The organism is Bacteroidia bacterium, assembly GCA_033391075.1.
Taxonomy (GTDB): Bacteria; Bacteroidota; Bacteroidia; order J057; family J057; genus JAWPMV01.
Genome location: JAWPMV010000001.1, coordinates 7,732,908 through 7,754,599 on the forward strand (window position 1 = coordinate 7,732,908; position 21,692 = coordinate 7,754,599).

Consider the following 21,692-nt stretch of genomic DNA (forward strand, 5'->3'; position numbering starts at 1 on the left):
CTGTCTCAAGCTTTCGGTATGAAACACATATACTTTCTATGCCTGCTCCTCTTGCCTTTCTGGGGATATGGACAGGGTACTTTGCTCAAAGGAAAATTAAAGCTCAATAAGAAGGATCTGACGCTCAAGCTCAAAGGGATCAAGCTCCTGACTGATTTTCAGGAGGGGACGCTTTGGATTTATTATGATGTCGATCGGGGAGCTGCTCAAAACTGGCTGATCAATAGTGAACCCTGGGGCAGTATCCGGTTTCAGGAAGATGGGCAAGGCAATTATTTCGGAAGAGCAGAAATGGGCCAGAATTTTGTGGAATTTGAATCCTGGCGGGATACCGTTTCAAATGAATCCAATTGGGTGATTAAAAGTCTTAGCGACGTTTACTTTCTCCGAAGAAAAAAAGAAGCCACAAGCCAGGATTTTTCTCTCCTCAAGCAAATCGTAACTCCAAAAGGCAGAGCAGAGGTACATCTGATTGATTTTAGCTATGATAAAGATGATCCCAAAAATCTCTACATCATAGATGAAGCTCCCTTGTCAGATTATCCTTTATTAATGAAAGTCGTTGCAGCCTGGTTGGCGACTCTCGAAGGATTGGAACAGTTGACTTTTCTTTCTTTAGAGAACTAGGTAGGAAGAAAGGATTTGGGAAAGTGCTTCTGGATTGTCAGCAGTTGTCTCAACCCCTAGTTCCCCCAATTTATTACTGTGTCCATCTGATATATGACTGGCTCCTGCAAAACCTATGACTTTGCAACCCGCTCCTTTTGCTGCCTGAACACCAGTGAGGCTATCTTCTACGACTAGCACTTCATCTGGGGACAGAGAAAGTGATTGGAGGGCATGCAAATATACATCCGGATGCGGCTTGGGTTTGGGTACATGCTCAGAAGAATAGATTCTCTCTTCAAAAAGAGGCCTGATTCCGCAAATATCCAGAGACATCTGTACATGTGCTACGTGACTATTTGAGACCACTGATTTGGGGAAGGAGATACTTTTGACAAGTTCAGGCATTCCTGCTACCGGTTTCAATTCCTCAGCAAAAACCCGATCTCTTTCTGCCTCAATTTTCTGGTAAAAATTTGGGGGAAAAGGCAGGCCTTCCTGCTCATTTAAATACTTGAGAATCTCCGTATCCAACATGCCTGTAAACTGGCTGGAAAAGGCTTGAAAACTGCTTTGATAGCCGAAGGGTGCCAGCATTTTCAGCATGACCTGTACGGCTACATATTCGCTGTCAATGAGGACTCCGTCACAATCGAAAATCAAATGCTTTATTCCAGACATAATTTTCTGCTTTATTGAATGAGGCAGGGAAATTAGTCCTTTTTATGAAATTTGGATAGATAAATGTCTGTAGAACATAAAAAAACAACAAAGTTGTCATCCCGGAAAATTTTGGAAGTTAACGGAAAAAATTTATCCGGGATCTCTTTCTACTACTAGAGATCCCGGATATTTTTCCATTTCATCGATAAAAATTCCGGGATGTACTGTAGTAAAAGTCAAATAAAATTGGGATTAAATTGAGTTCTATTTTTAGCTACAGCAAAAGCCTGCCTTAAGAGTTTATGAGCAACGGCGACTCTAATGACTTTATGATGTTTACCCTTTTGTTTCATATTTTCTACCATAGATTGACAAAGAGGATTTACTTTCATCGCGGAAAAGGCTCCCATATAGAGATACTTTCTTGCCAAGGCCTGCCCCATTTTTACGATCCTCTCTTTTCCCTTTACAGAGCTACCCGATGTGAAAATACGAGGACATAATCCCAAATAAGCGACCAATTGTTTGGCAGACTCAAATCGGCTAAAGTCATGGGTAATACAGATCAACAAACAAGCGGTCTTAGGTCCTATACCTGGGATGCTCATAAGCGACTGATAGCTTTGTGAACAATGCTCTTTACTAAGGCTGAGCATCTGTTGCTCCAGCCGCTTGATCGAAGCTTGTAGTTGTTCAATCAGATAAAGCTGCTGACTTCTTACCAAAGGATCCACTATGGGAACTTGATCCATAGCCTCGAACTGATTACGAAGCATCTGGAGCTGTTTTTGAAATAGGTTAATGCTAGTCAAAAACTGCTGTAAGCGGAGAAAAATAGCCGCTGGAGGCTGCCAGGGCTTAATAAAGCTTCGGTGATCCCGTCCATATTGAGCAATTAAGCGCGCGTCTTGCTGATCGGTCTTGGTTCGCCTTAATTGCATCTGACTGTAGCGGCGAATGACCAGGGGATTAACTACACTTAGTTTAATCCCATGCTGATGTAAACTAAAGGCCAGGGATAAATAATAGGGACCACTTGCTTCCATGACACAGAGATCTCCTTGAGAGAGGACTTCGATAAATTTACAATGGCCCGAAGCAGTATTGGAATAGCTTTTTACCCAGCTTTTCCCACTATCATTAAGACAGACTACTTCAAAGCTTTTTTTGGCAATGTCGATTCCATATACGTTATTATCCATAATCCTATATTTGAGCAGCTCTGATTCGAACTTATCAATCCTACATTCTGGCTCTTAGCCTACTGTACTGTTCTAGTTTTGAATCAGAGGGAGAGGGAAACCAACATCCCGGACGGTTTTTTAAACCAATGACACTTAACGGATTTATCCCCTCTCCTTTTGCTGCTTATTCAAATACCACAAACTAAGAATTCTTTTCTTCCCTAGCTCTTAGGCAAGTATAGGATGACAATTCTTTGATGATCACTAAATCTCCTGGGCCCAGAACCTAATTCGTCTTTTTCAGGAAGGAATGTATTTCTCCGAAAAGGAATTCATATTCTGCTCCGCTGCTGGAAAATTCGTGAGCTTTTTCCTCGATTTCCACCAATCGCACATTTTTTATTTTCCGCTCATAAATTTCTTCCGAACCATATACCGGTAATGAGAAATGCCGGATCACAAATCGGCTCAGGCTTTCCGGAATATTGATTTTTGTGTCTTGAAATTCATATTCCTGTTCTCTTTTGTATTTGTCAAAAGGAATGCCTTGATGATAAGGAACCATATCATCCTCATTTCCATGAATGAGCAAAGTCGGGATTTGATCTTTTTCCTCAATATGATCCAGCTCGAATATTCCTCCCGCAATGGCTATCAAGCCCCGGATTTTTCCTCGGCTGAGATCTTCTTCTGATTGGCCCTTGTAAGGCAAGCAATCCAGGCAGTCCAGCGGATCATGCTTGAAGAAGTCAAAGGCTTCTCGTTCATCGATGTAGGCATAATTCAAAGCTAGTATGGCTCCTGCACTATAGCCCGCTAAATAAATGCGATCCGGATCTACACCCCATACTTCGGCATTTGCTTCACAATAGGCGAGCAAACTATGTGCATCCTGCAAACTGCGGTAGATCTGATTTTTGGCAAGTTTGCCCGGCTTCATCAATTGATTCAGCAAATCTCCCAAACCTCCCTGATAATCAGCAAGTCGATAATTGGCCGCCAGGGTCGCATAACCTCTTCCCGCAAAGTCCTTGCACAAACGCTGAATCAGAGCATCATTCTTGCTTCCGGTCAGAAAAGCTCCGGGATGAAGAAATACGATCAGGGACTTTTCTTTATCCTCATTTTCCGGCAAAAAAAGATCATAGGTCATTTGCCATGCCTTTCGATCTGTATGCTCGGCATAGGCTTCATCTTCTGCCCATTGTTCTACAGGAAACAGCTTGCGGCTATTGGATTGGCCTTTTAGTTCGGCTTCCTCCAGAATGACATGCTTTTTGGGAAAATCAGGAACAGAATCTTTTTCTGCTTTACAGGAAAAGAAGAGAAAAGGAATCAATAAAAGGATGGAATGCTTCATTCGGCCCGGCTTTATATAAAAGACGGAAGGGGAGGGGGAAGGTTGAAAAAATGTTAGTGTGTTAGGGTATTAATGTGTTAGTGATTGGGAAAATGGATTCATTAGAACCCTCGTACCCTAACACACAAACACCCTAACACGTCAAAAGCCTCCGGCTTTATGCTTTCACTCCCTCATACATTGCCTCTCTCTGAGCTTTGATATCCTCACTGAGGATATAGTCATCATAGCTCATCATTTTATCGAGAACTCCATTTGGAGTGATTTCGATTACCCGAGTAGCAGAAGTCTGCATGAACTCGTGGTCAGAAGAGTAGAGGAGTAGAGATCCGGGATATTTGATCAACTCATTGTTGAAGGCGGTAATGGCCTCCAGGTCGAGGTGGTTGGTCGGTTCGTTGAGCATGAGGAAGTTGGGTTGAGACATCATCATGCGTGCGATCATACAACGTACTCTTTCCCCTCCGGAAAGGACGGTAGCTTTTTTGAGGGATTCTTCTCCTGAGAAAAGCATTTGTCCCAAAAATCCGCGGGCAAATTCTTCTTCCTGGTTATCGGTGAATTGCTGAATCCACTCAATCAGGTTAAGGTTTTTGGTGAAGAAATGCTCATTTTCATTAGGGAGGTAGGCATGTGTGATGGTTTGTCCCCACTTGAAGCTTCCACTAACTGCTTCCTTTTCTCCATTAAGGATTTCAAATAAGGTGGTGATAGCCAAAGAATCTCTGGATAAGAGGGCGATTTTATCCCCTCTTTGCATATCAAAGGTGATATCTCTAAACAGGACTCTCCCATCTATCTCTGCAGTCAAACCATCAAGGTTGAGGATTTGATCCCCTGCCTGACGTTCCTGCTTAAACATGATCGCAGGATATTTTCTTTTAGAAGGCTGAATATCTTCAAGGGTAAGCTTTTGCAACATCTTCTTACGCGCAGTTGCTTGCTTGGATTTTGAAGCATTGGCGCTGAAACGTGCGATGAAATCCTGAAGTTCTTTCCGCTTATCTTCCAGTTTTTTATTCTTATCAGCTCTTTGTCTCAGGGCCAACTGACTGGATTGGTACCAGAAAGAATAGTTACCCGTAAACTGCTGAATTTTTCCGAAATCAATATCGGTAACATGCGTACAAACCGCATCCAAAAAGTGCCTGTCGTGAGATACCACGATCACAGTATTTTTGAAGTCTGCCAGGAAGTCCTCCAACCAGGCAATGGTTTCGACATCAAGGTCGTTGGTAGGCTCATCAAGTAGGAGGATATCTGGATTTCCAAATAAAGCCTGAGCCAGCAGGACCCGTACTTTTTGGTTACCGGTCAAATCTGCCATTTGCATGTAATGCAGATCCTCGGTGATTCCCAGATTGGAAAGGAGTTCGGCAGCATCGCTTTCGGCATTCCATCCATCCATATCTTCAAACTCTGCTCCCAGCTCACCTGCTTTGATCCCATCTTCTTCGCTGAAGTCCGGCTTGGCGTAAATGGCATCCATTTCGCTTTTTACCTTCCACAGTTTTTCATCACCCATGATCACGGTTTGCAATACGGGATGCTCATCGTATGCAAAGTGATCCTGTTTCAATACAGACATGCGCGCATTGGGATCAATGGATACATGGCCGGTGGTAGAATCTATTTCGCCTGAAAGGATTTTCAGGAAGGTAGATTTACCGGCTCCATTGGCTCCAATTACTCCATAGCAATTTCCGGGCGTGAATTTTAGATTGGCTTCTTCAAACAAGGCCCGCTTTCCAAAACGGAGAGAAAGATTGGATACTGTAATCATTAGGATTTCCTACTCTTTGTGAATTCGGCTGCAAAGATAAGGAAAATAATTGCCAAAGAGAATGTTTGATAGGGATAAATTAGAAGCCATCTCTGGTGAAATTTCTTATTTATGAACAACTATCTTCAAAGCTCCTGACTTCCTGCCTTTCCAAATGAAAGTAAGGAAATAAAGACCCTTTGGAACGGTCTCGATATTTAGGCTTACGCTGTTTTGTAGGCGAGTATCGATCCAATGGTGTTTGATGACTCTTCCCGTCTGATCAAGTAAATGCAATTCAAGCTTGCCCGATGGAAGGTATTCCCAATCGATTTCCAGGAAATCTTTAGCGGGATTTGGATAAGCCTTCAGCTGGGCAGATTCTAACAAGGGATCAAGTGCCAGATATGTGGCTGTATCCGGACAGACTCCGGATGAATCCGTCAACTTTTCATAACAGTTCATAGTTGAAAGGCTATAAAGATCCCCAATACCTTCTTGTGTATGGCTGTATCTACTCTCAATTGTCAAACCCAGGGCTTTTTCATATCCCAATACTAGTCTTGTTGACTGCAAGAGATTTGTCGAATCAATAGGAGGCGTAAAGTATTCCAATACATAATATGCCTGTTGATTGAGAGGCTCCTTGAGAAAGGGCCCTCGAAGGACGACATGATCCGAATTAGCCTGGTTGCTAAGCAAATGCGGATAAAAGTTTTGTGCGTCTTGACTAATTTCTATGGTGTCTCTTCCTAAGTATTCAAATACATCCAGAAAAGTTAGATGGACCCGGTCTCTTTCATATACAAGCCTGACAGAATCGGGATTGGGGAAAACGGGAGCGCTTAAAGCCCTTTGCCAAATATAGGTTCCAATTGTAGCATATTGTGGTATTCGCTCATGATAGAAAAAACTTTCTCCGACCTCAATATCAAAGAGTTCCTGAAAGGAGGGCAATCTTGATCCAATCCCTAATTCTTCTATTCCCCAGATTTCAAGATTATCTGAATTTCTCCCACTTACTCCTCTGTAAGGAAAGGAACGTTCTGGACTCAGAGGTAGAAAAGCTGGAGATCCTATCAACCCATAGTTTTTGGAGATGAGTAGACTATCCTGATTTGATAAATGAATTTGAATGACCGAATCCCTAATCCCCATAAAATCCATTTCATTCCTCGCGGTAATTTTTGCTGTGATACTATCCTGTTTATTAAAAATCCAGGCTTGATTAAGGGGAGCCCTTAGCTGTATGTTAAAGGTATCTTCATCAGAACTTACAAACTCATATATGCCCCCAGCTTTCTCTATCATTGCTCTTCCAAATAGATTGTCCTGATCTGGCTTCATATAATATGAGAAATTTAATCCCCTATATATGGAATCTCTCCCTATGCGATTGAAGGTGAAAATCGTATCTGATCCCAGCGTATAGACCGAGTCTGTCTTTAGTATAAAGAGTTCATTTTCGCCACTCCATTGAAAGGTATAAGTCATATTGGGTTGAAAAGGGCGGTAGTTTTGAGAAAAACTCAGATTCGCCCAGAGGATAAGTATAGGGAGGAGGGTGATGTGTTTCATGTTCAGCTTGTGAGGCGTTTATGTAAAACCAAGGTAAATATTTCCCGCTCTTTTATCAAAATTTAGAGATTTGCGCCTTGCGACTCAAAGTTTTTTCCTGGCACTTTTTATTTCATAGATTGCGGAAGTTAGAAGTTTGTATCAACCCAAAACACGCCCATGAAAACTTTCCTTAGTATTCTCAGCTTCTTTATATCCATTTCACTCTCAGCCCAAAATGTTGAATTTGATTGGGCTTACACCCTCGGAGGTCGAAATAGTGATGCTGCCAAAGCGACAACTACAGATGCCAGTGGAAATATTTACGTGTATGGATCTGTGCAGGATACCATAGATCTGGATCCGGGACCGGGATCACAAGTGGTCAATATTCCGCTGGGCCAGCCTCAGCTTTTTATTCAGAAATTAGATCCCTCAGGCCAGCTATTATGGGCACATGCATGGATTCAGGATTTTCTGGGAGATACGATTCCTGGAGAATTGTTGCATGTAGATGATTGGGGAAATGTGTACCTGGCAGGTCTGTTTTCCGGAACTGTCGATATTGATCCTGGCCCCAATACGGTCAACCTGACTTCGGCCTCCGCTTCAAAAAATGATATTTTCCTGCTAAAACTGGATGCTAACGGAAATTTTAAATGGGCAAAACAAACAGGAGGAGCTCAGGACGACAGGGTTGCCAGCCTTACGTCTGATCAGCAAGGGAACCTCTACATGACAGGAAATATGTATGGAGCCGTTGATTTTGATCCGGGAGCAGGAACATTTACACTGGTGGGTGATCCTTTGGGAGATGCCTTTATCCAAAAGCTGGACTCCTCGGGAAATTTTGTTTGGGCCAAAGAAATTGGGAATGCAAATTTTGACGGGATACGAACTTCGATAGTCGATAGACAAGGGAACCTCATTCTGAGTGGGAGTTTTATGGGCAGTCTGGACATCGATCCGGGAACGCCCCTCGTACCTCTCAATTCTACCAATAATACCCGCGACATTTATATCCTAAAACTGGATCCTGCAGGAGATTTCCTTTGGGCCAGAAGCATAGAAAGCTCTGTTTACTATGAAAAGGTAGCTTTGACTGTTGATGGGGCAAATGAAATTCTGGTCGCTGCCCGCTTAAGGGGTACCGTTGACCTGGATCCCGGCCCTAATACGATGAATGTTACAGCAGTCAGAAATGGAGCAATGTTTTTGCAAAAGCTGGATCAGGGCGGAAATCTGCTGTGGGCTAATACGATCGGAGATATCAATTCCTCTACCGATTTTCTCTCGGCCGAAAGAATAGATGTGGATAAGGAGGGAAATATTTATCTCGAAGGTGGATTTACGGGAAATATAGACTTTGATCCGGGTCTGGGAATTGAGACCCTTTCCGCACAGTTTGGCCAAACTTTTCTGGTCAGCTATAATCCGGATGGCACCTATCTCTGGGGAAGAAGTTTGGATGTGACAAATTCAGGAGTCACAGGCTTTACTATAGATGTAGCTAAAAATATATTGCTGGGAGGACGATTTTCCAGAGATTTTGATGTAGATCCGGGTGCGGGCAATTTTAGCCTTTCAGCTATATCTGGAGGTCGAGATATTTTTATGCTGAAATGGAAACAGGATAGTTGTTCTGGATTAGCTGCCACCATAGATCAGGTCGATGAACCGGCTTGTGGAACCCCCGGCCTGGTAGTTGGTTCTGCAGTAGGCGGATCGGGTAATTATTCCTATAGTTGGAATACGCTTCCCCCAGTTACGAAGAGATTCATACAACCTGATTCACCCGGAACTTTTGTGTTCACAGTAAGTGATGATGCCGGATGTAGCGATAGCAGTCGTGTTATCGTTGGGGGGCCAGCGAATCTCAGACCGAGTGATCTGAATATCAATGTTACTTCAACAGATTATCGCCCGGGAAGGACATCTACCATTTGGGTAGATGCCTATAATGATGGTTGTGCTCCGCTGGATGGAGAAGTGGTTCTGATTCTGGACAATTTCCTCACCTATTCCTCCTCTGTTCCAGCACCTGATTCGATAAATGGGCAAAGCCTGATTTGGTATTTCAATGATTTAAATGATACCTCGGGACACTTTCTGGCTCGTGTGCGTGCTACAGTAAGTACACAGGCCGGGATCGGAGATGAAGTTTGTGTTCGCTCTGCAATCCGTCAAAAAGGCGGCGGGAACAATACGAAATTCAACAATCGAGGCTATTGCCGCGACGTAATCAATAGCTATGATCCCAATGATAAACGAGTATTTCCGGAAGGAGTTTGTGAAGAAGGTTTTATCGAAAATGATGAGTGGCTCACCTATACTCTTCGCTTTCAAAATACGGGGAATGCATCAGCCATAGATATATTCTTGCTGGATACCCTGGATGCCAATCTGGATTTGAGCTCTTTTCGGGTGGTGGGCCAAAGTCATGAGCCTATGATTACAGAAGCTTTGCCCGATCGGGTGATGAAGTTTCGCTTTGATAATATCTATTTGCCCGACAGTATCAGTGATGAACCCAATAGTCATGGATATGTGATTTTTGAGATTCTTCCGCTTCCCAATCTTCCTGACGATACCAGGATTCTCAATAGCACAAGTATTTATTTCGATTTCAATAAGCCGGTAAAAACCAATACCGTACTGAATACCATTGCAGATTCTTTACCGCAAATTGACACCACTTTCCTTCAGGTAAATACCTGCGAAAGTTATATGCTAAATGGTCGAACTTATACCGAATCAGGTAACTATTTACAGGTGCTGTCCCGAGACAGGGATTGCGATAGTGCAATTGTACTTACTCTTCAAATCCTGCCGGAATTGGATACAACTGTGAGTCGGATCGGTTCTGTTCTTACTGCAAATGCAGGAGGTGCTCATGGATTGGATGTGGATTATCAGTGGGTGGATTGTGACAATGGGAATTCCGCAATTGATGGAGCTACCCAGCAGACTTTTAGTCCACAAACAAATGGAAATTATGCAGTTATGCTCAGTCGGGAAGATTGTATGGCTATGTCGGCTTGTATCCAAGTGATGAATGTAGGCATCGATCCGGATTTTCAATCAGCGATACGTTTTTATCCCAATCCTACAGCATCAGAAGTGGAAATAGAATTGGGGAAATTTTATTCCTCTATAGAAGTAGAACTTCTGGATATAAGAGGAAGGCAAATACAAGTCCATAGCTTTGATCAGCTTGATTCCTTTAGCCTAAAACTGCAAGGAGAAAAAGGAATGTATTTCTGTCGGATAAAAGTAGATCAAAAAGAAGCTATTTTGAAACTGGTGAAGCAGTAAAAAATAAACCCGGGTTTTGAGCCCGGGTTTCTATCGACTATCAATTGTATCTGTCTACAAAGAGTATTGTTGAAAAAAGTCCCAAAAGACTTTAGCCGCCACAATACCATTATCTTTTTGTCTTCCTTTGGGGTAAACATGCGCCAGGCCTTTTAGTATAGCATAGCGCAATTCTGTATCTGTACCTTCGAATCTATAGAGCAAATATTTTGGTCTTTCCCTCACCTTGTATTGAGTTCCCAATCCCATAGAGTTAAGGATGGTTTCTTGTGAAGATTTCAGGAAGGTATTGGCTTCTACCCCTGATTCGTTATGGGGAAGTTCACTGAGACCTGCATGCCCGGTAAAATGGTCGTCCATCGATCCGATCATAGCGAAAGTAGGGGAGGCATTTGCTGCGTTCACCTCCTCTTGCAATAGGCTTCCTACTCCTCCGAAAGCTGCGAAGCGATCAGACATGCGAGGAAGTAATTGGCTCAGGATAAAGCCCATACCATTTGAAAAGCCGCTTGCGTATATTTTTCTGCTTTCTACATGATAATTGCTATTGAGATGGTCGAGGATGGCTTCTACGAATGGCACATCATCATGAGCCTTCTGATTGGCGCAGAGTTGATCCAGTTTGCCAGCTGTCATCCAATAATTTTTTTCACTCCTTCCGTCAGCTTTGTCCAGACAGGTACGATAAGCCGTTGGGAAAACCGTGATGATCCCTTCCTGATCTCCTTTTTCTTTCCAGCCAGAAGTATTGTGAAATTTCATCCCTGTTCCTCCGCCTCCATGAAACATAAAAACCACGGGATATGCTTGGGCGCGATTCGCATCATAAGTTGGTGGAGTATGGACAATAAATTCTCTGATAAGGCCCTCTACTTCCATACGTACACCTGTACTTCCGGGAGCCAGATTTTTGCTTTGTGGGCTTTGGGCGAATAAGTGGCCGGATAGCAACAAGGCCAGTAATATGACAATTCTCATAGCTTTATTATTCTGTGTTTCCCTTTTGTTGCCTGGGCCCGCGAAAAGGTAACTTCAGCTAAAAGAAAAGCCCGCTTTCCTGATGGAAAGCGGGCCTGTACGTTTTAGACAACTAGCTATCGGATGTTGAAATCCAGTTCTTTGGAGGCTTTTTGAGTGGCAACTTTTACCTTGTATTGCCCTTTCAATAGATAGCTTGTATTAACTGTCGCTTTATTTCCTTCGATAATCAGGTCTTCGGGATGAAAACTCAGGGTTTCCTTTCCTCGCTTAACCTCAATATTTTTAATTCGATCATTCTCATTGGCAAGACTAATCTCTACCATAGCGCTTTTTTGCACCAAAGAAGCTTGAAGCTCTTCTTTTTTGTTTCTATTGCTTTGAATGGCAACAGGAGGTTTGGCTGGACGGCCTCTTTGCGGCTTTTCACTCATGGCTATCTCGACCTTTGAAAGGTCTTTGACATTGCTGAGGAGTGAGTCTGCGAAAGCAGCATCGGGGATACCGTAGCCATATTCGGCATCTGGCAGCGCATATTGATCTCCACTTAGCTTTACAGCCTGGATGATGTCCATATGGTTACGATCTGGATGTGCTTGCTTCAAGCAAGCCACCAAACCTGCAATAATCGGACTGGAGAATGAAGTTCCATTTGAGCCATAAATGCGATTGCTGGGGTGAGCTACGATCGTGCGAGTACCCATAGCAACTACATCGGGTTTGATCCTTCCATCCGGAGTAGGTCCGATAGAAGAGAAACGCGAACGTGAACTATATTTATCTACCGCTCCGGTACAGAGAACGCTATCTCCATCACAAGGAGCAGTGATGTATTTCCAGGGGCCTGAACCCTCATTTCCTGCGCTTGTACTTACGATGATTCCGCGGGCTGCTGCCATATCGGCCGCACGCGTAATGATGGTTTTATCTCCATCCAAATCTTCATAGGTATGATTGGTTTCCGCATCATCAAAAGTCGAATATCCCAGCGAACTGTGAATGACATCAACCCCAATTGAGTCCACCCATTCCATGGCTTTCATCCAATTATGTTCTTCCGCCAGACTCTCAGAGTTGTCATTCTCTGTGCGACAGAGGACGAAAGAAGCATTGGGCGCAGATCCTACCATTTTACCCGGAAGATCCGCTGCAATAGTTGAAAGAACCTGTGTACCGTGAGAATGAGAATGATATACATTTTCCTGATTGTCTACGAAATCCCAGGTAGCGATTACCCGATTTTCTGCAATCATATTCTTAAAAACATCTATGGTATCTGTTCCACTATATCCTGCATCGAAGACGGCTATTTTGATTCCTTTTCCTGCATATCCCTTTTCATGAAGGGGCCCAATATTGATCATGTCATTTTGATGCTTGGCACGACCGTAATTGAGTTCTTCTGCTGGAATTTCTACCAATTCTTCATCCAGTCCTGTAAGCTGTAATTTATGCATGCCTTTCAGGTGGCTTACAAATGGTAAAGCCAAAACCCTTTCTGCTTCGCTATGGGAAAGTTCTATAACCGCTGCGTTCATCCAGCGACTATTAAAGTGAGAACGAAGGCCCATTTGTTCGAGGCCGAGTATGTATTCATCTGCTACGGGCAGATCCGCTGCTGTAATGGCAATGCCTTTTGTTTCACGAAGGGCAATGGCATCAGTGCTTAGGAAAGATTCCGGATGAGCGAGTCTACATTCGGTGTCAGCTCCTTTATCCGTGAAGAATACCCACATTTTGTCTTGAGCCTGAGAGAGAGTACTCAGGGAAAACAGAAACAGGATACTTGTAATAATTGATTTCATATGTCTTGATCAAATTTCATACGATACTGAGCTTACACCCAGTCTTTCTAAAACTACTGGTTCGATGGCAGAAATAAAAAGAGATTTCGGCAGGATCATTACCCTTCTCTGCGAAATATTACGCTCATCTTGAGTAATTTGCCGCAAAGTATGTACCAATGATTGTAAGAATCGTAAGAATGGAATTTCGGAAAGAGGAAGTCGACCGATTTCAGGAAATTTTTGATGAGAGCAAACACAAGATCAGAGCCTTCCCCGGCTGCGAAGAATTGCAGCTTCATGGCGATCCTCAAAATCCCGCCATTCGCTATACATACAGCAAATGGCTTTCCGAAGATGCCCTCAATGCATACCGCAAAAGTGAGCTTTTTGGAGGTGTATGGCCGCGAACCAAAGCTTTATTTGCCACAAAGCCTCAGGCTTTTTCATTGGTACAGCTGGAGCAAATTGATTAGAAGAAAGGCCAGAGTTGATCGGCGATCCAGACAGCTTCTTTACGAGTTAGGGCTTTTTCTGGATAAAAGTTTTCTCCTTCCGCCCAATGAAGTAAATATCCTTTTTCTTTCATCGCCTGGAGCAAAAGATGCTCGTCGGGATCCAGATCTTTGTACAAGGGGGTAACATTATGAATGTTAATGTGATTTAATTCTTCTTCAAGAAAGCTCAATGCCATTCCCCGAGTCATTATCGTTACGTTTGCATCAGGTTCAGGAATATTTGTCCGAAGGGCTGGTTTCAGGGCTTGAAATTCTGCGCGCGTGACAGCACTGTCCGGATAAAACCAGGTTTGATTGGCCCATTTGTAGGGAACTCCCTGTCCCCGTATTTTTCCTTCTAGTCCGGCTTTTTGGGCAGCTTCAAAAAACCAGTCATCCGGATTCATATCAATGAAAGGCATTAACCAACATCCGGCATCTAATAAATCTCGTTGTAATTCCCGAATACTCAGATCGCGAGGAGAGGAGTTATGATCCAAACTCATATCCGCAGCCATACCAGCTGCTTGTCCGATGAGCATGACACAAGGTTGCAGGCGAGTAGCGCCATTTACTCTATGGCTTACTGAGATACTTTTTTCTGCAACGATGAGGTTGTCTATTTTTTCAGGAATAAGACTTTGGTAAGGAACGGAAAAAGAAGGGATGGAAGGAAATTCTTCTTCCGGTGCATTCGGATTCTTATCATGATGATGATCCAAAGGATAATCGCCTACTGCTATGGCTTGCTGGTAAAAGGGTCGTTCGGGATTGGCGTAGGGGTCTTTGAGGTCAGCCAGTCGAAATTGAATTTCTCCTTTCACCCGCCTTGCCTCCCTATGATAAGGAATGAAGGGTAATAAATCCTCTGTCGGATACTCATCATCTGCCAATCCTAGATTCTTATAGCCGGCTTTCGTTTGCAACAAATACAGTAGATCCAATGAGCGAGCTTTCGCAGGCTTATAGGCTTGCTGTCTTTCTTCAAAACTCATAGGGATGGGATTTAGGAAATAGTCATTGCCGTTATTGGGCCAATTGATCATATACTTCCCATTGGGCATGCGCCCATAATTCAGAAAAGTTTCACAGTCCGGCACATCTCGGGAAGGATCATCGCAAAGTTCTTTACAAATACAGTCAAACTCTGAAGGGTCATAGTTCGCGGGCTTTTCTATTGTTTTATCTGCATTTGGTCCAAAATCCTTTAAGACCGCACAATAAGTCAGGTCCTGTATGTTATCATCATGGGGATTGCCTTCTCTATCTATACCCGTATAGTATTCTGCTCCACTCATTCCTATGAGATCTCCGAGTTCTGTTGCATCTATATAGATCTTCGCCCGAACTTTCAGTTTTTTCCCTTCCTCATTTTTAAAGCTGAGTTCATGGATTCTATCTCCGTTCATCTTCGCTTCGATCAGGTGATATCCATGAATTCGTTCCAGGCGCTCTTCCCGATCTGCTAATTCATTCCAAATTCGATTTCCTACATGAGGTTCAAAGAGGGTATTACTCACCCAACCTGTTTCCACTTCTTTGGCTCCGCCATAATGATTTCTGAGCTTTTGCCGGAACTCTCCCCATATACCTGAGGGCAAACGGTGATTTCCATCAGTAGCTCCTACACCCGCTGCCGTCAACATCCCTCCCAGCCAGGGAGTTTCTTCTATCAGAATTACCTTACTGCCCCTTCGGGCGGCCTGTATTGCTGCAGGTGTACCACTGGCACCTCCGCCTACGACAAGAACTTCTGTCGTAAGGAAAGGAGCATAATCCCCCTCGCAAGCAGTTAGACTGAAAGTTATCAGGAAAAGGAGTAGTAAAAGTCTTGGGAGTCGATTCATAATAATTACTTAGCGCATTTCTTACTACTTCCAATCTCGCAAAAATCCGCTGGAAATGCGATATGTGTCCAAAGGAAAGGAGTTTGTGCCGATATGTTATATATTACGATAAATTGGAATTGACAATTAATGAAATTTAACGATATTTGAGTATATCAAATAAGTCGTTCATTTAATCAACATTTCATTAATCAACACACGCAACTGAATACGCAGTTGCACTCTTAGTCCTTACTCTTGAAGAGCCATGAGTCGCTCTCATAGCTCTCGCTCCTTTTACCGAGGGAGTCGCAAAGCAGATACGCAGATATGCGTGTCTGCTTTTGCTGTTTGAAGTATCTATATCCCTTTAAATTCGTATATTTAATTGTGATCAATATCATAAAGAAAAATATTTCGACTATCCAGAAACTGTGTAAAAAGCACAGGATAGCTAAGCTTTGGCTGTTTGGATCGGCAGTATCTGAGGCCGATTTCCAGTCGGACAGTGATATCGATTTCCTTTTCCTATTTGATGATGGTGGCAAATTTCAGAAAGATTTTCCCTATGTCGATGCCCTTCTGGAAATGAAAAAAGCACTCAACCAACTCCTGAAAACTAAAATTGACCTCATTGAATACGGGGATTTCTCCAATCCCTATTTTAAAGAGGCTGTGAAAACACAAAAACTCCTGCTCTATGATAAAAAATCCGAAGAAGTACTTATTTGATATCCAGCTGTTTTGTTTGCGGATAGACGAGTACCTATTAGGAATTGATTCAATCGAAAAATACTCTCAAAGTTTTGTGGTAAAAGATGCAATCGAAAGGAACATCGAAAAGATTGCAGAAAGCATGAAAAAACTGAAAGACCTCTTTCAGATTGAATTACCTATATACGATCGAACCTATAATTTCCGTAATAGTATCCTTCATCAATATGATGAGGTAAAGGATAAAACCATTTATTCTTTTGTGCTGCATGATATTCCCAAAATTCTGGAGGAAGTTGAAAGACAAATGGATGTACTGCCGGATTGAGTTTTCAAGCTTTTTCGTCGAAAAAAAAGCAAGTATATAAACGCAGTCATTGCGAGTCGAAACCTTCGACGAAGCAATCCCCTTGACTCTAAATAATAATCTGAGTCAAGGGGATTGCTTCGGTTCCCTCGCAATGACAAGTGCTTTGGGAGAGAACAGCACTCGCAGCCTCCCGATTTCCATATTTCCCTCATTATCCTGATCTTGTGCAGGATGAAATTTGTGCTTCGAAATATCTGGCAGGGCGTATGGGTGATTTGGGGAATTGTCACAATTCTCTTTCTGATCTTCTTTGTGATCGGTGATCCTGTACAATATCTGGTAGACGAACAAGCGACAGAGGAAGAAACGCAGGCTTTGAAACGCAAGTACAAACTGGATCGACCCGTCAGCATTCAATACCTCAGTTATCTCAACGACCTTTCTCCCATTGGCCTCATCGAAGCGGAACAAAAAGAAGAAATTTCTCATTTGACTTTGATTCCAATAGGAGAAAGTAGTTTTGGTTTAAAGGCTCCTTATCTGGGACGTTCCTATAAATATGACATTCCTGTAGCAGAAATGATGTCGAGCCGGATTGAAGGGACACTTATATTGGCACTAGCGGCCATTATATTTGCTGCCTTCTTTGGAATCAGTTTAGGAGTTCTGGCCTCTCTTCGAAGAGATTCCTGGCTGGATCGAAGCATACTTAGTTTCTCGGTTTTGGGAATTTCTGCTCCTTCCTTTTTTATCGGGGTCTTGATTGCCTGGATATTTGCTGTTTTACTGAGGGATTGGACCGGGCTGAATGTAAGTGGATATATGTTTTCGGATAATGTCTTTTCGGAAGGAAGAAGTCTGGAATTGAAAAACCTCTTTTTGCCCGCTTTGGCTTTGGGGATCAGACCTCTGGCTGTTTTTATCCAATTGACGCGAAGTAGCATGATCGAAGTGCTCAATAGCAATTATATTCGCACCGCCCGCGCCAAGGGTTTGAGCCCTTTTCCGGTTTTGGTAAAACATGCGCTGCGAAATGCCCTAAATCCGGTTATGACCTCTATCACGGGTTGGTTGGCTTCTCTACTGGCTGGCGCCTTTTTCATCGAATACATTTTCAATTGGCAAGGCATCGGTAAACTCATCATTGACTCCCTGGCCAATCGGGATTTACCTTTGATTATGGCGGGAGTTCTGATGATCGGGGTAGTATTTGTGATCGTGAGTATTATCACGGATTTACTATACCGACAACTGGATCCACGGGTAAAACTGACTTGAGCAAATGGATAAAGAGCCCTTGAGCATAGGAAAGAAATTCCTGAAGCTGGCAGAGAAATATCCTCTTGGCTTGCTCATGGGCTTGCAAATTATCCTGCTGCTGATAGCCTTCAACAAAAGCCTCCTTCATCCCCATGAGTACATGCTTTGCAATTACAATGATGGGATGCGGCAATATTTCTTTTACCAGTCTGTAGTCGAACAAGATCCTGAACTCGGATGGAGTAAAGTCTATAGCATGGGATATCCCTATGGAGAATATGTATTCTTCACAGATGCGACTCCTTTGCTAGCCTGGAGTTTCAAGTTTATTTCTAGTTACCTCTGGGACCTTTCTGGGAAAAGTATTTACCTCTTCAATCTTTTCATTCTATTCGGACATTTATTGAGCTCCTTCTTCTTATTTCGAATACTTCACCGCTTGAAGATTCAACATATCTATTGCCTCTTTTTTGCCCTCTTCCTTCCCTGGCTGGGCATAGAGTTTTTCAAAATCACCCAGGGGCATCTCAACTTATCTATTTCCTGGCCGTTATTGGGTGCGATTTATTTGCTGGGGAAAGCCTATGATCTCATTCAAATTGAGAAGATAAACAAGCGAGAACTGGGGAAATGGATGCTGAGCATGTCGGTTTTTCTATTGATCATCGGATTGATCCATTTGTATTGGCTGGCTATGGCAGCTTTTGCTGTAGGGGTGTTTTTTATGGGCCTACTATTGTTTAGGCGAAAGGAAAGACAAAAGCTTATCGCATCGGGTCTTTCACTCGGTCTTGGTGTCATATTGCCCACGATCTTTTTATTGATGATGATCCGCCTTTCGGATGGCTATTTTGATGCTCGGCTTCCGCATGGAGAAGGTTATGGTTGGGAACATTGGGTATTGCAATTTGAGGGGCTCTTTTCTTCCCATGCTCACAACAGCATTCCTTTCGTCTTTGAGGATTCCAAACTTTATTACTTTGGATCTTTTGCCTATTTGGGAAATTTTGCCCTCTATGCTTTCCTATTTCTTTTGATAGAGTTGGGCGTCCGAAAAAATATCCGAAAAGAATGGATAAGTACATTTCGGGAAGAAGGAAATCGTCCTTTCCTATTTCTGCTAATTATCTCAGCCTTTTTCTCCCTCATGATTTCTTTGGGCGAAAATATATACCTCCAGCGACTCGACTGGACCTTCACCAATTACCTCAATCCATTTTATTATCTGCACCTGATTAGTGATCGTATCACCCAATTTCGCGATGTGAGCAGATTCAGTTTTATCGTATTCTGGGTATTCAATATCCTGATAATCTACTCCTTTTCTCTCAGGCTAAAATTGGAGGATAAAAGATGGATGAAAGTCGCTTTGCCCCTCATTTTCCTATCCCTTGTCCTGGTGGATACTTTCGATAGCATAGCTTTAGCCCGAAAAGAAATGAATCGCCCCAATTTGCTTGCACAAGGAGCGGATGCACAAATTCAGGCATTGGCTGATCAGATAAATGCAGCAGATTTTCAAGCCATCATTCCCATACCCTACAATCATGAAGGAGCAGGTGATAATCACTATGTTATAGACGGTTTTGATGATTTTCTGACGAACGCCATGCAATTGCAAAGCTGGACGGGAATCCCGCTCATGTCAGCCAAATTTTCCCGGGGTAATTTCCAACATGCGCAAAGCCTGTTGAGTCTGTTTAATGAAGAGAGAGTTGCGGATGATCTTTTGCAGCATTTGGAAGAAATACCAGTTTTAGTTCTCTACAATACAGATTTCTACAACGGCAAAAGAGAACTCCGCGGCAACCCACTCGAACCCGCCTGGAGCATCCTCCAGAATTCGCACAAAATCATAGAAAAATACGAGATGAAAGAAATCGCCCGCAAAGGCCCTTTCATATTGTATAAAGGGTATATTCCCTAAGCGACGATTGCTATCGTCGGTAAAAAGGAATCAGAAAATTTCTTAAATTTTTATGGCGAGCAAAATATGCCGCCTACTTTTCTCGCAATTGCCATTCCTGGCTAAATCCTTCTACTGTATCATTGAGCGAAAGCCACATCTCATCATCTTTCAGCATCTCGATGGTATAAGCCCTTGCTATCCCATCAAAGATCAATTGAAACTTGGTCTTTTTTGAGATGAATTCCCAGCTTCCTTCCCGAAATCCGCCATCAGCTCCTACAATCTTTGCGGTATAGTTTTCCTCTATACTCAAGGTGGAATCTTCGTAAATGCCGGAAAGGTTGACCCCATTTTCCTCATAAAATGACCAGCGCCAATCATTGATCGCCCGATCTTCTGCAGGGATAAAACTCACAAAAGGACCTTCTTCATATTTATCAATCCCATTACAGGAAGTGAAGCTCAACAAAACGAAAGGAATCAAAGCCAGGAGAAAGAGAAGCTGTTTGTTTGGGGACATTAAAGGGAGTGTTAGAGTGTTTTTGTGTTAGGGTGTTAGTGTTCTGATCGTCAAGTACGTAGAATTTGAAATAAAATAAAAACCACTTTAACAGAACCCCGTCCAAAACCCTAATACCCTAATACCCTAATACCCTAATACCCTAATACCCTAATACCCTAATACCCTAATACCCTAATACCCTAATACCCTAATACTACAACACTCCCGCACTTTTACTACCTTTGCGGCCATGAGTTTACAAGCCCAAATTCAGGACCTCTCTGCGGAGATATATGAAGAAGTTGTTGCCAATCGTCGGCACATACATGCAAATCCGGAATTGTCTTTCCATGAGGAAAAGACAGCTGCTTTTGTACAGGAAAAGCTGGAGGATATCGGAATCCCTGTGACGCCCAATATTGCCGATAATGGATTGGTGGGCATCATTGAAGGAACGAAAGAAGGAGAGGACAAAGTGCTGGCATTGCGTGCGGATATGGATGCCCTTCCTATCATTGAGGAAAATGAAGTTGCCTATAAATCTCAGAACCCGGGTGTGATGCATGCTTGTGGACATGATGTGCATACCTCTTCCTTGCTGGGAACTGCGAAAATTCTGAATCAATTCAGGGATAAATTTTCCGGGACCATTAAACTCATTTTTCAACCGGCAGAAGAGCTTTTGCCGGGAGGAGCTTCTCTGATGATCAAAGATGGAGTGCTCGAGAATCCCAAAGTATCTTCCATTTTGGGACAGCATGTTCAGCCTTATATGGATTGTGGAAAGATAGGAGTACGTCCCGGGATGTATATGGCTTCGGCAGATGAAATTCATATGGTGGTCAAAGGAAAAGGAGGTCATGCTGCTATGCCGGCCAATTTTATCGATCCCATCATGATGACGGCCCAAATGCTGGTTACGCTTCAGCAAGTTGTGAGTCGTTCCGATCCCAGAATTCCCAGTGTACTATCTTTTGGAGACATCCATGGAGATGGAGCTACCAATGTCATTCCTTCTGAGGTCAGGGTAAAGGGTACCTTCCGAACCATGAATGAAGCCTGGCGAGATAAGGCCCTCAATAAAATCGAAAAGATTATCACCAATACGGCAGAATCTCTGGGAGGTAGCGTAGAATTGGAAATCAAAAAAGGGTATCCCGTTTTGTACAATGATGAAATCCTGACCCGCAATGCCCGTGCGCATATTTGTGACTATATAGGCGAAGAGCATGTAGTCGATATGGATATCTGGATGGCTGCTGAAGACTTCGCCTGGTACACCCAGGAGATACCGGGATGCTTCTATCGTCTGGGTACCCGAAATGAAAGCAGAGGCATTGTTCACGGAGTACATACCCCACGCTTTGATATAGACGAAGATGCACTCAAACTTTCTACTGGTTTGATGGCCTGGTTGGCGATCAAGGAATTGGAATAGCAGCGCTTCTTTACTAGATTCATATCT

At 43.1% G+C, this 21,692-nt stretch carries 17 protein-coding genes; 8 read left to right on the forward strand and 9 right to left on the reverse strand.

Features of this window, described 5'->3' with window-relative positions; genetic code table 11:
• The first annotated feature begins 18 nt into the window (after positions 1-18).
• On the forward strand, positions 19-627 hold the full coding sequence (locus R8P61_30785) for a hypothetical protein (GenBank protein ID MDW3651506.1): 609 nt from the start codon (positions 19-21) through the stop codon (positions 625-627).
• Here R8P61_30785 and R8P61_30790 read toward each other — a convergent pair.
• The 5 genes from R8P61_30790 to R8P61_30810 all read right to left on the reverse strand — a co-directional run bounded on the left by R8P61_30790 (position 616) and on the right by R8P61_30810 (position 7,153).
• The gene (locus R8P61_30790; protein MDW3651507.1) at positions 616-1,287 is read right to left on the reverse strand and encodes an HAD family phosphatase; all 672 of its coding nucleotides are present in this window, start codon (positions 1,285-1,287) and stop codon (positions 616-618) included. The genes R8P61_30785 and R8P61_30790 overlap by 12 nt on opposite strands.
• Before the next feature lie 218 nt (positions 1,288-1,505).
• Entirely contained in the window at positions 1,506-2,471 is a 966-nt protein-coding gene (locus R8P61_30795; protein ID MDW3651508.1) for an IS110 family transposase, read from the reverse strand.
• A gap of 268 nt (positions 2,472-2,739) precedes the next feature.
• Positions 2,740-3,813 (reverse strand): alpha/beta hydrolase, encoded by a 1,074-nt coding sequence (locus tag R8P61_30800; protein ID MDW3651509.1) that lies wholly within the window; start codon positions 3,811-3,813, stop codon positions 2,740-2,742.
• A 157-nt stretch (positions 3,814-3,970) separates the two neighbouring features.
• On the reverse strand, positions 3,971-5,596 hold the full coding sequence (locus R8P61_30805; GenBank protein MDW3651510.1) for an ATP-binding cassette domain-containing protein: 1,626 nt from the start codon (positions 5,594-5,596) through the stop codon (positions 3,971-3,973).
• A 105-nt stretch (positions 5,597-5,701) separates the two neighbouring features.
• Entirely contained in the window at positions 5,702-7,153 is a 1,452-nt protein-coding gene (locus R8P61_30810; GenBank protein MDW3651511.1) for a T9SS type A sorting domain-containing protein, read from the reverse strand.
• Between the two features lie 159 nt (positions 7,154-7,312).
• Between R8P61_30810 and R8P61_30815 the strand changes: the two genes are divergently transcribed.
• The gene (locus R8P61_30815; protein ID MDW3651512.1) at positions 7,313-10,447 is read left to right on the forward strand and encodes a T9SS type A sorting domain-containing protein; all 3,135 of its coding nucleotides are present in this window, start codon (positions 7,313-7,315) and stop codon (positions 10,445-10,447) included.
• Between the two features lie 54 nt (positions 10,448-10,501).
• Here the strand turns inward: R8P61_30815 and R8P61_30820 are convergent, their stop codons facing one another.
• Together R8P61_30820 and R8P61_30825 are read right to left on the reverse strand one after the other, a co-directional pair.
• Positions 10,502-11,425 carry a hypothetical protein gene (locus R8P61_30820; GenBank protein MDW3651513.1) on the reverse strand — a complete coding sequence of 308 codons (924 nt, stop codon included), beginning with the start codon at positions 11,423-11,425 and terminating at the stop codon, positions 10,502-10,504.
• 116 nt (positions 11,426-11,541) lie between these two features.
• The gene (locus R8P61_30825; GenBank protein MDW3651514.1) at positions 11,542-13,230 is read right to left on the reverse strand and encodes a S8 family serine peptidase; all 1,689 of its coding nucleotides are present in this window, start codon (positions 13,228-13,230) and stop codon (positions 11,542-11,544) included.
• A gap of 158 nt (positions 13,231-13,388) precedes the next feature.
• Here R8P61_30825 and R8P61_30830 point away from each other — a divergent pair, with 158 nt between their 5' ends.
• The gene (locus R8P61_30830; GenBank protein MDW3651515.1) at positions 13,389-13,685 is read left to right on the forward strand and encodes an antibiotic biosynthesis monooxygenase family protein; all 297 of its coding nucleotides are present in this window, start codon (positions 13,389-13,391) and stop codon (positions 13,683-13,685) included.
• Here the strand turns inward: R8P61_30830 and R8P61_30835 are convergent.
• Complete coding sequence (locus tag R8P61_30835; GenBank protein MDW3651516.1) at positions 13,682-15,553, reverse strand: FAD-dependent oxidoreductase; 1,872 nt, start codon at positions 15,551-15,553, stop codon at positions 13,682-13,684. The two genes, R8P61_30830 and R8P61_30835, sit on opposite strands and share 4 nt — an antisense overlap.
• Before the next feature lie 369 nt (positions 15,554-15,922).
• Between R8P61_30835 and R8P61_30840 the strand changes: the two genes are divergently transcribed.
• From R8P61_30840 to R8P61_30855, 4 genes are all read left to right on the forward strand, one after another.
• Entirely contained in the window at positions 15,923-16,264 is a 342-nt protein-coding gene (locus tag R8P61_30840) for a nucleotidyltransferase domain-containing protein (protein MDW3651517.1), read from the forward strand.
• Positions 16,233-16,574, forward strand: coding sequence for a hypothetical protein (locus tag R8P61_30845; protein MDW3651518.1), 342 nt, complete (start codon positions 16,233-16,235; stop codon positions 16,572-16,574). Before R8P61_30840 ends, R8P61_30845 begins: the two co-directional genes overlap by 32 nt.
• 213 nt (positions 16,575-16,787) lie before the next feature.
• Entirely contained in the window at positions 16,788-17,834 is a 1,047-nt protein-coding gene (locus R8P61_30850; protein MDW3651519.1) for an ABC transporter permease, read from the forward strand.
• Between the two features lie 4 nt (positions 17,835-17,838).
• Positions 17,839-19,743, forward strand: a complete 1,905-nt coding sequence (locus R8P61_30855; GenBank protein MDW3651520.1) for a hypothetical protein — start codon at positions 17,839-17,841, stop codon at positions 19,741-19,743.
• 73 nt (positions 19,744-19,816) lie between these two features.
• Here the strand turns inward: R8P61_30855 and R8P61_30860 are convergent, their stop codons facing one another.
• A complete protein-coding gene (locus R8P61_30860) occupies positions 19,817-20,245 on the reverse strand; it encodes a hypothetical protein (GenBank protein MDW3651521.1) in 429 nt (142 codons plus the stop codon).
• 232 nt (positions 20,246-20,477) lie between these two features.
• Here R8P61_30860 and R8P61_30865 point away from each other — a divergent pair, with 232 nt between their 5' ends.
• Positions 20,478-21,665 (forward strand): M20 family metallopeptidase, encoded by a 1,188-nt coding sequence (locus R8P61_30865; protein ID MDW3651522.1) that lies wholly within the window; start codon positions 20,478-20,480, stop codon positions 21,663-21,665.
• Positions 21,666-21,692: the final 27 nt, after the last annotated feature.